12 protein-coding genes are annotated in these 13836 nt (G+C 62.0%); 4 read left to right on the top strand and 8 right to left on the bottom strand.

From position 1 onward, the window contains the following. Positions 1–62 precede the first annotated feature (62 nt). The 3 genes from Q4G14_RS11695 to Q4G14_RS11685 all read right to left on the bottom strand — a co-directional run bounded on the left by Q4G14_RS11695 (position 63) and on the right by Q4G14_RS11685 (position 3604). Positions 63–1799: a subtype B tannase gene (locus Q4G14_RS11695; protein ID WP_303361931.1), complete on the bottom strand. Its 1737-nt coding sequence runs from the start codon at positions 1797–1799 to the stop codon at positions 63–65. 99 nt (positions 1800–1898) lie between these two features. Next, positions 1899–2873 (bottom strand): VOC family protein, encoded by a 975-nt coding sequence (locus tag Q4G14_RS11690; protein ID WP_303361930.1) that lies wholly within the window; start codon positions 2871–2873, stop codon positions 1899–1901. Next, a complete protein-coding gene (locus Q4G14_RS11685; RefSeq protein ID WP_303361929.1) occupies positions 2873–3604 on the bottom strand; it encodes a PIG-L deacetylase family protein in 732 nt (243 codons plus the stop codon). The genes Q4G14_RS11690 and Q4G14_RS11685 overlap by 1 nt, the downstream gene beginning before the upstream one ends. Before the next feature lie 242 nt (positions 3605–3846). Between Q4G14_RS11685 and Q4G14_RS11680 the strand changes: the two genes are divergently transcribed. From Q4G14_RS11680 to Q4G14_RS11670, 3 genes are read left to right on the top strand one after another with little or no spacing between them, the layout of a single operon-like run. Beyond that, positions 3847–4818 carry a TRAP transporter substrate-binding protein gene (locus tag Q4G14_RS11680; protein ID WP_303361928.1) on the top strand — a complete coding sequence of 324 codons (972 nt, stop codon included), beginning with the start codon at positions 3847–3849 and terminating at the stop codon, positions 4816–4818. Position 4819: 1 nt separating this feature from the next. Next, positions 4820–5338, top strand: coding sequence for a TRAP transporter small permease (locus tag Q4G14_RS11675; protein ID WP_303361927.1), 519 nt, complete (start codon positions 4820–4822; stop codon positions 5336–5338). Beyond that, complete coding sequence (locus Q4G14_RS11670) at positions 5335–6642, top strand: TRAP transporter large permease (RefSeq protein WP_303361926.1); 1308 nt, start codon at positions 5335–5337, stop codon at positions 6640–6642. Before Q4G14_RS11675 ends, Q4G14_RS11670 begins: the two co-directional genes overlap by 4 nt. Before the next feature lie 24 nt (positions 6643–6666). On the opposite strand, the gene Q4G14_RS11665 is transcribed toward Q4G14_RS11670, so the two are convergent. From Q4G14_RS11665 to Q4G14_RS11645, 5 genes are all read right to left on the bottom strand, one after another. Further along, positions 6667–7839, bottom strand: a complete 1173-nt coding sequence (locus tag Q4G14_RS11665) for a LysR family transcriptional regulator (RefSeq protein ID WP_303361925.1) — start codon at positions 7837–7839, stop codon at positions 6667–6669. Positions 7840–7950: 111 nt separating this feature from the next. Further along, positions 7951–8421, bottom strand: a complete 471-nt coding sequence (locus Q4G14_RS11660; RefSeq protein ID WP_303361924.1) for a tripartite tricarboxylate transporter TctB family protein — start codon at positions 8419–8421, stop codon at positions 7951–7953. Then, complete coding sequence (locus Q4G14_RS11655) at positions 8418–9425, bottom strand: tripartite tricarboxylate transporter substrate binding protein (RefSeq protein WP_303361923.1); 1008 nt, start codon at positions 9423–9425, stop codon at positions 8418–8420. The genes Q4G14_RS11660 and Q4G14_RS11655 overlap by 4 nt, the downstream gene beginning before the upstream one ends. Positions 9426–9450: 25 nt before the next feature. Further along, positions 9451–10944, bottom strand: coding sequence for a tripartite tricarboxylate transporter permease (locus tag Q4G14_RS11650; RefSeq protein ID WP_303361922.1), 1494 nt, complete (start codon positions 10942–10944; stop codon positions 9451–9453). A 140-nt stretch (positions 10945–11084) separates the two neighbouring features. Next, positions 11085–12473: an FAD-binding oxidoreductase gene (locus tag Q4G14_RS11645; protein WP_303361921.1), complete on the bottom strand. Its 1389-nt coding sequence runs from the start codon at positions 12471–12473 to the stop codon at positions 11085–11087. Positions 12474–12617: 144 nt separating this feature from the next. Between Q4G14_RS11645 and Q4G14_RS11640 the strand changes: the two genes are divergently transcribed. After that, positions 12618–13514 carry an NAD(P)-dependent oxidoreductase gene (locus tag Q4G14_RS11640; protein WP_303361920.1) on the top strand — a complete coding sequence of 299 codons (897 nt, stop codon included), beginning with the start codon at positions 12618–12620 and terminating at the stop codon, positions 13512–13514. The last annotated feature ends 322 nt before the right edge of the window (positions 13515–13836 follow it).

Genomic DNA, 13836 nt, shown 5'->3' with positions numbered 1-13836 from the left:
CCTATCCGCTTTCTCTTTGTTGGTGTCCCCGCCCGGACACGCCGCCGGGTGGGGCTGTGGCGTTATATCCGGCGTTGTTTGCGCCGCTTCAGCAGGCCCAATATACCCAAGCCGCCCAGCATCAGCGGCAGACCCGCAGGAACCGGAACCGGCGCGATATCGACCGACGCCAGACTGCTGGCCAGCCAGCTATAAGCCTCTTGCACGTCATAATTGCCCGTATGGCCGGTCAGCAAGGCAAGTTCGAAATTGACGTCCTGAACCGACGCGTCGTTCAGCAAAGCGTGATAGAGTGAAAGATTGACCGCAAAAGCCGTGTCGCGGTCGATCATGCCGTGGCGGACATACCAAAAAGGGGCGGTGTCCGCATCGGTGCCGATAAATACGAATGGATCAATCAGCCGCAACTGATCGCCGATGATGGACCCGCCCAAGGCAATATATTCCGCCCAAATCAGGCCCGTGTCGTCCAGCCCCGTCCCATCGCCCAGAACTTCGTTATTGTTCCAGCCGTACTCGGTGAAATTGGCGTAAAACTGATCCGCAGTTCCGAACAACGTATTTTCACCATTGACGCCAGTGCGGCCGGTGGTGGCCGTGGCGTCAAAAGCCGGGATCGCCTTCAGCGCAGTGGTCCCGGCGACAAAGCTCAGAAACTTGTCGTAATCGACCGCGATTTCATCGTTCTCGACGGACAGCCAGTCGTTCTGAACCTCAACCTGATTGCCGCGAATGGTCAGCGAAAAGCTTTCGCCCAAGGCCGGAATTGCGCCGCCATTTTCGATATATTTCCGGGTTTCGCGTTTGATTTCAGTCACGATGGCGTCGTCCATCGTTTCTGCTGTCAGGGGTGTGCCGTCAGGCAGGGTGATCCCCAGACTTTCCAGATAGGCCGGATAGCGCGAGGCCAGTTCGGCCGAAACTGCCTGCGCCGCGTCGCTATAAGCTCCTCCAGCCGTGTTATCCGCCGTGCGCACGCCGTTGTATTGCCATTCATAGACCAGATCGGCATTGCCCAGATCGGTGATCGGCACATAGGCGATGGTAGCGAAAACGTCATCGCTCAGGGTGGAATTGCCCTGTGCATCAATGCCTGCTGCGCCGATTTCAGCCAGCAGAGCGTTGAATTCCGCGCTGTTGCCGCTGGCCGCGACCGCCGCCGACAGGCCGCCCCCGCCCGAGGTGCCAGTGATGACGATACGGTCGGCCGACCCCGGAATAACCGCATCGTTCAGTTTCAGATAGCGGATCGCCGCCTTGGCATCGACCACAGGCGCGGGTGCCTTGCCGACATAGCTGCCATCGGACGCAATCGCACCGCGGCTGCGCGTGCCCACAGAAGCAATCACATAGCCCTCGGACAGGGCCTTGCCGATGGCATCGGTGTCGCTGGCGCTGGAATAGGACGCCCCGTCCGTCACCCGTTCCTGCACCGGGCTGACGAACCAGCCGCCATTACTGACCTGCATAATGACGGCGGCATCGTCGTTGCCCACAGCCGTTTCGGGAACATAGATAATCATCTTCTGCGTGGCCAACTGATCGTCCAGCGGTGTCGGTTCTCCGCCGAAACGCTGTGTTTGATCCACCTCGACCGGGTTGCCGGTGTAAACCACCTCATAACGGCGTACGGCCGTTTCCACGCCATCCACGCTGACGGTCAGCGTGGTATAGGCTCCGCCGTCGAATTGCAGCACATCGTCATAGACACCCTGCGCAGCGGCGATACCGGCAAGCAGCGTCAGCGACGCAGATGTCAGCAGCGCGGCAAGGGTGCGGGTTCTGGTTCGTGTGAGCATTAATTCCTCCTCATTGGATGGCCTGTTCTGGCAGGGTTCCGACATCATCATGTCGATCATGATGCGCGCCCGCCCTCTCCTCCGGGCGGGCGCGCATGCTCAGTGTGCGACGTCCGGTTTCACCGGCGGGGTGCCGTGGGTGTGGAAGGATTCGATGGTTTTCAGACCCCATGCCTGCCCCTTCATCCGGTCGGCCTGCGTCCATTCCACCGGCTTCCAGTCGGGGGCGAGGATCAGCCGCGCGCCCGCATTGGCCAACTCGACCCGGTTCCCGGCGGGTTCCCAGACATAGAGGAAAAACGTCCCCTGAATCGCGTGCTTATGCGGCCCCGTTTCGATATGAACGCCGTTTTGCAAAAAGATGTCGGCGGCGCGCAGAATGTCCTCGCGCTGATCGGTGGCATAGGTGACGTGATGCAGCCGCCCCATGCCGCCGCCATGTTCCTCGGTGCAGGCAAGATCATAGGTCTTGTTATTGACGGTAAACCAGCAGCCGCCCAGACGACCGTTATCAAGCTGGATATATTCCGTTACCCGGCTGCCCAGACAGGTTTCCATGAAACGGCGGAACTCGGTCACATCCGAGGCCAGCAGGTTCAGGTGATCGAGCCGGCGCGGCGCCGCCCCGGTAAAGGCGCTGGCGGTGTTTTTCAGCGCCGCGCGTTCGGCCTTGTCCTGCGGTTCATACCAGATGGTGTCGTAATAGATCTCAAAGACATGGCCGAAAGGGTCTTCAAAGCGGAAGGCGCGGCCATGACTTTGATCGCCCTCAACCCAGCCGATGACCTTATAGCCCGATGCCTCGATTACCTTGACGCGCCGTTCCAGCGCCTCGGGCGAGGCGGCGCGATAGGCGATATGGCCGACGCCGGTCCGATCCGCCCGCGTCAGCTTGAGCGAGCAATATTCGTAATCGTCCCATGCGCGCAGATATGCGCTGTCGCCATCCAGCCCGGACAGTTTCAGCCCATAGACGCGGGTAAAGAAATCAAGGCTTTCCTCGAACTTGTCGGTCAGCATCTCGACATGGGCAAGATGGGCAAGATCGCCTGCGGGGTTGGTAGGATTGGTCATCACAGCTCATCCACGGTGCGGGGGAAAATCGACTGGAAGCCCTCGGCATAACGCGCCTTGCGCCCGCCCGACTGGCCACCCGAATTGCGCATGAAGTGGTTGGCGCGGTTCTCGGCGACGCGGGTGTAATAGTCCCACAGATGTTCCTGCCCCGCCATGCACTCGATCGCGGCACGCTTCTTGTCCCAGACCGGGGTGATGTCGAGGAAGGTATCCGGTTTCCACCCCATCTGCTCGGTCTGATGCGGCTCGAACAGGTAAAGCTGTGGCGCACCCAGCACTTTTTCACCGGGATTATGGCCCCATGCCTGCGCAATCATCCGGCATTCCAGTGCGATCTGCGTCGCATACATGTGGTCGGTGTTATAGGGGTCATACTGGCTGTGGCTTAACATAAAGGCGGGCTGCACCTTGCGGATCACATCGACCAGCCGGAACTTGTCGTCCTGCGTCAGGTGCAGGGGATAGTCGCCCAGGTCGAATTCGATCAGATCATGCACACCAAGCGCCGCCGCCGCCTTTTCCGATTCGGCGCGACGGGCGGATTTGACCTGCTCCAGCGTCATGCCCGGATCTTTCCACAGCTTCGCACTTTCGCCGCGTTCGCCGAAGGACAGGCAAACGACGGTGACGTCATAGCCTTTTTCGGCATGCAGCGCGATGGCCCCGCCACAGCGCCAGACGAAATCGGCGGCATGGGCAGAGATGACGAGGGCGGATTTCTTCGACATGGGTTCCTCCGGGAATTGTTGCGTACAGGATGTCGCGGGGGCGGCGGGGCGACAAATCGGAACTACGTGGCTTTGCATAAATTTTTGCTATGGCAATTCTCTTGCCATGACACCGCACGCCAATCCGGCCAAGACTGTATAGCGAAAACTTATGCCTTGTGGCCGGGTTCTGATTTTATCGCCCGCACCCCCTGCTGTTAGCTTCACGCAAGAGCCGGTCCCGCCGGTCAAAGGAGGAGCATATGAACATCACCCTGAAAGCCACATCGCTTGCACTGGTTCTGCTGGCCTCGGTCGCCGAGGCCAAGGATCTGAAATTCGCCAGCTTTATGGCCCCCACCCACCCCTATGCCAGCGGCGCATTCGAGCCGTTCGCCCAAGCCGTCGCGGACAGCACCGGCGGGGCGCTGAACATCCGGATTTATCATGGCGGCGAATTGGGTGCGGGTCCGGTCGAACAATACGGCCGTGTCGTTGATGGTGTGGCGGAACTGGCGGTGTCGCTGCCGGGCTATACTGCCTCGCAATTCCCGCTGACGCTGACGGCGGAACTGCCCGGTATGCTGGACGAAGCCACCGGCACCGAAACACTTTGGTCGCATATCGAGGTGCTGGCCCCGGAATACCGCCGGGTGCAACTGATCGGCCTGTGGTCGAGCGCAGAAAACCTGCTGTTCACCCGCAACAAGCCGGTGCGCACGCTTGACGACATTCGCGGACTGAAGGTGCGGGTGCCGTCGCGCAACACCGGCCTGCTGGTCGAGGCATGGGGCGCCACACCGGTTTCGATGCCGGTGAGCGAGATTTACAATGCCATGCAAACCGGGGTGATCGACGCCGCAATGATCGACGGCACCGGCATCAACGCCTTTCGTCTGGGCGAGGTTGCGAATTACATCACCCGCGGGATGGACACCACCAACTCGCCGTTTTTCGTGGTGATGAATCGTGATGCCTATAACGGGCTGAGCGACGCGGAAAAGGCCGCCATCGACGCGGCGGGGCGGCAATTGTCGCTTGACGGGCAAAAGGTGCAGATCAGTGTTGCCGAACAGGGTCTGGCCGATTTCGGCGCAACCGCGGGCAAAGAGGTCATCACCCTGACCGAGGATGAGGCCGCGCCTTTTAACGCCGCCGCTCTGACCATGGTGGAAAAGGTCGTTGCTGAAACGCGCGGCGCGCAGGCGGTGGCCGATGCGCTGAGGGCTGACTGAGATGATGCGCCATCTGGCAACCTGGACCCGGTCGAGTTTTCTTGACCGGGCGACGGCATGGCTGGCAGTGCTGGCTGCCGCTGCGCTGCTGTTCATGGTGCTAAGCGTCAGCGCGGGGGTAATCCTGCGCTATGTCTTTTCGGCGCCGGTTCTGGGGCTGAATGAAATCAACCAGTTGACCGCCGTTGCGCTGGTCATGGCGGCGCTGCCCTATTGCACCGAACGTAACGGCCATGTCGGTGTCGATGTGTTCGACAACGCCATCGGGCCTTGGGGGCGGCTGGCCGGCGATCTGTTGTCGCGGCTGCTGTCCGGGGGCGTGCTGGCGGTGCTGGTCTGGCGCGCGGTGCTGAAGGCGCTGGACGCCTGGGAATATGGCGATACCACCAACATGCTGGCACTGCCGCTGTGGCCCGGCTATGCGGTGCTGGCCCTTGGCATGGCGCTGTGCGTCGTGATTTTTGCTGTGCAGATCTTTGAACTGCTGCATGATGAGCATTACCCGGAGGGGCTGGAATGAGCAGCGCAACCATCGGCCTTCTGGGTATTTTCGGCCTGTTCTTCCTGATGATTTTCCGCACGCCGGTCGCTTTTGCGATGCTGCTGGCGGGGTTTTTCGGCATGTGGGCGCTTGAAGGATTCCGCGCGGCAGGTGCGCTGCTGCTGACCGAAAGCTATGGCTCGGTCGCGTCAGAGACACTGATCGTCGTGCCGATGTTCGTTTTGCTGGGCAATATAGCCTCGGTCGCCGGATTTTCGCGCGGGCTGTATGACGCGGCCTTTGCATGGGTCGGGCATTTCCGGGGTGGGCTGGCCAGCGCCTCGGTTCTGGGCTGCGCGGCGTTTTCGGCAGTCTCGGGGTCATCGGTCGCCACCGCCGTCACCATCGGCAAGGTCGCCCTGCCCGAGATGAAGCGTCAGGGCTATGCTGACGGGCTGGCCACCGGCTCGGTCGCGGCAGGCGGCACGCTTGGCTTTCTGATCCCGCCCTCGACCGGCTTTGTGCTGTATGCGATCCTGACCGAGCAATCCATCGGGCGACTGTTCATGGCAGGGATACTGCCGGGGCTGCTGTTGATGGTGCTGTTTGTGGCAACAGTATGGATCGTCGCGGCCCGCCACCCGTCCAAGGCCCCCGCGGGTCCCGATCTGCCGCTGCGCGAACGGTTCGTGGCGCTGGCCCATGCTGCGCCGCTGCTTGGGGTGATGGTGCTGACCATCGGCGGCATCTATATCGGCGTCTTCACCCCGGTCGAGGCCTCGGGCATCGGCGCAGCGCTGGTCATCCTTTTCGCCATCCTTGGCCGCCGGCTAAGCTGGGTCAGCTTCCGCGAGGCGGTGCAGGATACGCTGAAAACCTCGGCCATGCTTTATATGATCGTGATCGGTGCCCATGTGCTGAACCCGTTCTTTGCGGTCACGCAGATCCCCGCCATGCTGGGCGATGGGCTGCAATCGCTGGGGCTGGGGGCCTATGGAACGCTGTTCGTCATCATTCTGGCCTATGTGGTGATGGGCATGTTCATGGATGGACTGTCGATGCTGGTGCTGTCGATTCCGATCGTGTTCCCGGTCATCACTGCGCTTGGTTTCGATCCGATCTGGTTCGGCGTTGTTGCGGTGATCGTGATCGAGATGGGGATGATTACCCCGCCGGTCGGGCTGAATGTCTTTGTCGTGCGCTCGGTTGCGGGTGCCGAGGTGCCGCTGACGACCGTGTTCCGGGGGGTAGCACCGTTCCTGTTCGCGATGATCGTCGGGTTGGTGCTGATAATCCTGATCCCCGGCATCGCGACCTGGATTCCGAACTCGATGTTCGGCTGAGGCCGCCTGCGCCAGTCCTGCTGGTCAGGTTTGGCGCAGGCTTTCCCCCAACCTGATCAGGATGTCGCGTAACTCCCGCTGGGCGATGGTCGGTTCCCAATCGGTTCGGGTGGTAAGGCCAATCGGTCGGTCTGACCCCGGCAGGGCAACCGGCAGGATACGCAGCGCCTGTGCCTCGGCCGTGGTCTGCGCCTGCATCCGCGACAGCGCGCCCAGATGATCGCTGCCGATCAGCAATTCGCGCATCAGGATCACCGATGAGGTCTCGACCACGCTTGCAGGTGCTTCACCCGCCAGAAAATCGTCAAGCTGTGCGCGGATTGGCGTGCCCTGCCGGGCCATCACCCAAGGATAGGCCAGCAGATCGGTGCGGGTCAGGTCGCGCCGCCCGGCCAGCGGATGCCCGGCCCCCGCGACGATCACCACGCTGTCGTGAAAAAGCATCTTCTGATCCACATCGTCAATCGGTGCAGGCATGCGTAGTGCGCCCAGAACCATGTCGATATCGCCCCGGCGCAGGCCGGTCAGCATTTCGTCATAACGTCCGTCGATCACCTCGACCGGCAGGCTGGGGCGCTGTTTGCGAAATTCGAGCAGGGCTTCGGGCAACAGGTTTGACCGGGACAGCGGCAGGCTGCCGATGACGATGCGCCCGACCTCGCGCCCCGAGAGTTCGGCCAGATCGGCGCGGGCCTGATCGAGTTCCGCCAGCGCCAACCGCGCCGCCTGCGCAAGCCCCCGCGCGGCACGGGTGGCGATCAGCCCATGGGCGGTGCGCTGGAAAAACCGGGTGCCAGCGGCAGCCTCCAGCGCGGTGATCGCCCGGTGAACGGTCGGCTGCGCCAGACCCAGCCTGCGCGCGGCAAGGGTGAAATTCTCCATATCCGTGACCGCGATCAGGGCGCGAAGCTGCGACCAGCTTGCCTGCACCCGAATTTCGCGCGCCATATCGGCCATTGCGCCATCCAGCCGCAGAAACGCCCGGCTGACCCGATGCGCCAGCACCCGTCCGGCATCGGTCAGAAACAGCCCCTGCGGGCGACGCTGAAACAGATCGGCGCCCAGAATTTCCTCGATCTTGCCCATGGCCTGCGTGACGGCGGGCTGCGAGACATGGCAGGCCAAGGCAGCCTCGGTCACCGAGCCTGTCTCGGCCACCTGCCTGAACATACGCAGATGTCGCAGATTTGCCAGCATGTCCCTCTCCAATCTTTTTGCGGGGGGCGTCTCAATCGTCGCCCCGCAGCATGGCGGGAAACGAGGGGTGGGGTCAAACCATCCTGGCAAGCCGCCCCACTGCTTTACCGGCTAGGGCAGTGGAAGTCCCAGCAGGCGCTGAAACAGCAATGTCGCGATCAGCCACATGCCAAGCGCCGTAGCCCCGGCCCGCAACCAACGGTGCCGCCCCGGAAACAGCAAAGTCTGCATGCCGGAACATAGCGCCAGCGATACCGCAAGTGACAGCCATGGGACGGCCACGACAGCCACCACGCCGATCAAGAAGCTGGCCAAGGCATATAACACCCCAGCAAAACGGCTCGGTTGTGCCGGAAATGCTTTGCGCAGGGTCATGACCAGATAGGCCAGCGAACAGATCAGCCCGAACACCCCCACCTGTCTGGGCAAGGCTCCCGGCCCGACATCGCCGGTGGACACGCTTTCCGGCAGGTTCGATGCCAGCACCAGAAACCCCGCGCTTGCCGCCAGACAGGCCAGCGCAGCGATAACCTCGCTGGCCGGGATGCGTCGGCCAGTCAGGGGCGTGTCATATTGGCTCATTTGATGAACCCGGTGGCTTCCAGAAATTCGCGCTGTTCTTCCAGATCCTTACGTGTGCGCTCGGTGAATTCGGCCTCGTTCCAGTCTGGGCTGTCCTGAAACTGTTCCTGCTGGAAGGCTTTCCAATCGTCAGAGGCCGTCACCTTGTCGATTGCAGTCTGAATCGTGGCCACAACATCATCAGGCGTTCCGGCCTTGACCGCGACCCCGCGCCAGATCGCCCCTTCAAGGGTCAGGCCCTGTTCATCGAATGTCGGAGCCTCGGGCAAAAACGGCGAGCGTTCAGCGGTGGTGATACCCAGCAGGCGGATGTCGCCGTTTTTGACCTGCGACAACCCGGTCGAGGGCGTCATCATTGCGGCGTCGATATGGTGGCCAAGCAGGGCCAGCGTCACCTTGCCCGAGGCATCATGCGGAATCCAGCCGCTTTCAAAGCCGGTCTGCTTCATCAGTTGATAAAGCATATATTGGTGAAACCCGCCCGAAGAATGGCCGCCGATTTTCAGCCCGTTGGGATTTGCCTTCATATGATCGACGAGTTGCTGCACATTCTGAAACGGGCTGTCCTTCAGAACCGCCAAAGATGAAGGTTCGGACTGCATCGCCCGCAGCAGGCGCAGATCCTCAAGCTGGAAGGGGATCAACCCCTGTGCGATGCCAAAGGTCAATGTGCCGGTCAGCACCAGAATGCTATGGCCATCGGCGGGCTGCGTCATAATCTGCGACAGCCCGACCGCGCCGCTGCCACCCGAGCGGTTATCGACCTTGACGGTCCAGCCGGCCTCTTTCTCCAGCAGTTCGGCCAGTTTGCGACCATAGGTGTCAAGCGCCCCGCCGGCACCCGACCAGACGACCAGCGTGACCGTCTTTTGGGGAAAGTCGTCGGCTGCTGCGGATTGCGGCTGGGCTATCGGCAAGGCCGACAGGGCAAGTGCCGCAAAAGTCGTCCGAAACAGAGCGATCAGACGACGGATTGCCGGGGCTGCCTTTTTTGTGGCTTTCATCTTTGCTTTTCCTCCCTTGATAAGTTTACGCGGCTGGCGATTTGACGCGGCGGCCTTGCCACGCCCGCCACACCGGGATCAGGATGCTGATCAGGCTGAGTGTCAGAAACAGCAGGCTGATCGGATCGGTGAAAAACACCGCATAATCGCCCCGTGATGACACCAGTGCGGTGCGATAATTCGATTCGATCAGATACCCGAGGACCATTGCCAAAATGACCGGTGCGACCGGAAAATTCAGCTTTTTCATGGCGTAACCCAGAATTCCAAAGCCCAGCGTTATCCAGACGTCGAACATCAGGTTGCGAATGGCGAAAGCGCCCAGCATGGCAAAGGCCATGATCCCGGCGGCGATGACGCCATCGGGCAGCAGCACCGTGCGCGCCAATATCGGCAGAAACAATGATCCGACCAGATATTGCACGACAGAGGCGATAATGACGCCAAACAGGATTGCATAGACGAGGCTGGGCGCTTCGGTGAAAAGCTGTGGTCCCGGATGCAGGCCGTGCATAATCAGTGCGCCCATCATGATCGCCGTGGTGGGTGATCCGGGCACCCCAAGCGCAAGCATCGGCACAAGGGCACCGCCCACCGTGGCGTTGTTCGAAGCTTCGGGTGCGGCGATGCCGTTTGCCGCACCGTGGCCATAGTCTTGTGGTTTGGGGTCGCGGCTGCGGGCATAATCACGTGCAACCCAGCAGGCGATATTACCGCCAACACCCGGCAGAATCCCCAGGATCGTGCCGATCACCGAACCCGAGATCATCGCCCGCCAGGTTTCCCGCCACAGCGCCAGAGACATGAACACGTGACCAACCCGTGCCTTGACCGCGGGGGCTGCACCTGCATGTTTTTCGGCAAGGGCAATCGCCTCGGATACCGCGAAAAGGCCAATCAGCGCGGCGAGAAAGGGCACCCCTTCATAGAGTTCGAAATGGCCAAAGGTAAAGCGTGGCGTGCCAGCGATCGGGTCGATCCCCACCGTTGCCAGCGCCAACCCCAAAGCTGCCCCCAACAGGCCCTTGACCAGCGATCCGCCCGATAATGCCGCGACCGAGCTGAGCCCGAACAGTCCTACGGCAAAATATCCGGCCGGGCCAAATTGCAGCGCAAGTTTCGCCAGCGGCATGGTAAGAAACAGCAGGGCCAGCCCGCCCAGCACCCCGCCGATGGTCGAGGCCGTCAATGAAATTGAAATCGCCTCATTTGCACGCCCCTTTTGCGCCATCGCATAGCCGTCGATGGCCGTTGCCGCCGCCGCTGCCGTGCCCGGTGTCGATAACAGAATCGCGCTGATGGACCCTCCATATTCTGCCGAGATATAAAGCGAAATCATCAGTAGCATGCTAAGTTCGGGAGACATGCCATAGGTGAAGGGGATAAGCAGGCTCAGCCCGATAGAGGGGCCAAGGCCCGGCAGCGCACCGACCATGATTCCCAATAGTGCGCCGATCAGCAGTATCGCAATGCCCGACAGGCTGAAGATCACTCCGAGCGATTGATAGATGCTGTCCATCCCTGTCCCCCAATCCCCTTCCGGCCGATGTTTCGCGCAAGCGGCCCTCCTCGGTGCCAGTGTTGAATACAGGGGCCTGCGCGGACAATTCAGAAATATGCAGCCGCCGATAAGCTGGTGCTATTGGCAAGGGTGGGGCACTAGATCAGCTTGCCCGGATTCATCACCCCGCCCGGATCGACGGCATGGATCAGATCGGCCATCAGTCGCCGCTCGGTCTCGCTGCGCAGGCGGTTGGCAAGCGCCACCTTGGTCTGCCCGAGGCCATGTTCCGCCGAAAATGTCCCGCCCATCGCGGTGGCAAGGTCATAAACCTCGGCAGAAAGCGCAGCCTCGGTCCCGCCAAAGCCGCGCCCTTTGGGGGGCGACAGGTTCAGATGAACGTTGCCGTCGCCCAGATGGCCAAAGGGATTGATCCGCACTCCGGGCAGAATCCGCGCCAATCGTGACTGTGCGGCGGCGATAAAGCTGGTCAGGCTGGCTACAGGCACGGCAACATCATGCTTGATCTGCGGGCCTTCGCGGCGCTGACCTTCGGGGATTTCCTCGCGCAGTTGCCACAAGGCCCGGCGCTGCACCCCAGAGGCGGCGATGGTGCCATCCAGCACCTCGCCCGCCGTGATCGCGGTTTCGAGCAGCCCTTCCAGAACCTCGCCGGGATTGTCCGAAGCACGCGGCGCGGCCAGTTCGAGCAGCACATAGAACGGGCCGTGCGCCTCTGTCGGGCGTAGCATCTGCGGCATATGATGAAGCAGCATCTCAAGACCGGTTTCGCTGAAAAACTCCATCGCCATCAGCCGGTCGCCAGCCTCGGCGCGGGCGCGGGCACCAAGATGCAGCGCGGCGTCAAGATCAGACAGCGCGAGCAGAGCGGTCGCAAAAGCCTTGGGCGCAGGCTCCAGCCGCAGGATCGCGCGGGTCACGACCCCCAGCCGGCCCTCTGCGCCGCAAAACAGCCGGCGCAGTTGCAGCCCGGTATTGTCCTTGATAAGCGCTCGCATCCCGTCCCAGATCCGGCCATCGGGCAGAACCGCCTCCAGTCCCAACACCTGCGCGTCCATCATGCCATAGCGCATCGCAAGGCTGCCTCCGGCGTTGGTCGCGATCAACCCGCCGATCTGTGCGCTGCCTTCCGAGCCGAGATGCAGTGGAAACATCAACCCGTGCGGTGCAACCGCGTCATGCAGGGCTTGCAGAACCACGCCCGCATCGACCGTCACGGTCATGCCCACCGGATCGATAGAATGGACGCGGTTCATGCGCGCCAGCGACAGGATGATCCCACGCTGTCCGGGTGAAAGGACGCTGCCGCCGTTCAGCCCGGTATTGCCGCCCTGCGGCGTGACGCTGATCCTTTGCGCCGCGCAAAGCGCGACCACCTGCGCGACCTCGGCGGTCGAGGCGGGCAGGGCAATGCCTATGGGCGCGTCGCCGTAGCGGTCCAGCCAGTCGCGGCTGAACCCCGTCATGTCCGAGCCTGCCGGGCGCCATCCTGACGGGCCAAGCAATGCCATGAAAGGATCGGTCATTGGTGCCTCCTGCTGCGCTATAGCTGGGCCAAAGTGGCGGCGGTCACAATTTCGATCTATGTGTGCGGGCATAAGAATGTTCTATTGTCAGTTGTCTTTCATTCATCCGCCCGTCAGTCCTTCGGAAACTGGAGGAGGAATGGCATGGCTCAAGCGGATATCGCCTTCATCGGCTTTGGCGAAGCGGCCGAGGCTTTTGCGACCGGCTGGGGGCAAGCGGCAGGTCAGGTCCGGGCCTATGATCTGAAATGCGACGATCCGGCGGCTGTGGCGCTGCCTCGGATGCGGGCCGGGCGCTGTGATGTTGCCTTGGCCGATAACCGGGCCGCCGCGCTTGGCGGCGCGGGGGTGGTGTTCTGCCTCGTCACTGCCGATTGCGCCGAACGCGCCGCGACCGAGGCAGCGCCGCACCTTGCCCCTGGCGCGCTCTGGTTTGACGGCAACAGTTGTTCGCCGGGTGCCAAGCGGCGCGCGGCGGCGGTGATCGAGGGTGCGGGCGGGCGCTATGTCGATCTTGCGATCATGGCACCAGTGCATCCGAAACTGCACCGCACGCCCCTGCTGATCGCCGGTCCTCACACCGCACAGGCGGGGGCGGCGCTGGACGCGCTCGATATGCCTTATGGGGTTGCCGGTGGGCAGGTGGGGGATGCCTCGTCGATCAAGATGATCCGCTCGGTGATGATAAAGGGGATGGAGGCGCTGAGCGCGGAATGTCTGCTGGCGGCACGGCGGGCGGGGGTAGATGGGGCGGTTCTGGCCTCATTACAAGCCTCGAACCCCGACATCGACTGGCCCCGACAGGCAGCCTATAATCTTGAGCGGATGATGGTCCACGGTCGCCGCCGCGCGGCTGAGATGCGCGAGGTGGCGGCGACGCTGACTGAACTGGGCCTGCCCGATGCGATGGCGCGGGCGACGGTGGACTGGCAGCAACGGATCGGCGATATGAAGATGAGCGCAGGCGAAGACAGCTTTGCCACTCGTGCCGATATGGTTCTTGGAGCCTTCGGTGGAATGGGCAAGCCGGAAGCGGGCTGACCTTTCCCTCCGGGCACGATCCGCGCCCGGAGGGAGGCTTATTTCAGGTTCGGAATTGCCGTCACGATCTGCGGAACCATCGTCAGCAGCAGCACCGCCCCCGGCATGATCCCGAGATCCTAAAAAGCCGCAACCTCTCGCAAAAGAGAGAAGTCGATGACCTTCAGCTGCAGCAAAACGGAGAAGACCGGCTTGGGGGGCAAGGGTCCGGCAAATATCTTCCAGCTTTCCGGTCGTGTTGCGTATCTCAAAGCTCGCGCCGTAGGACTAGCGCCTGTTGACGTTCACGGCAAACGAATGACGGTTGCGGCGATGGCGATGA

This window comes from Paracoccus sp. (in: a-proteobacteria) (assembly GCF_030538755.1).
Classification (GTDB): domain Bacteria; phylum Pseudomonadota; class Alphaproteobacteria; order Rhodobacterales; family Rhodobacteraceae; genus Paracoccus.
This window is presented reverse-complemented; position numbering and strand designations above follow the sequence as displayed.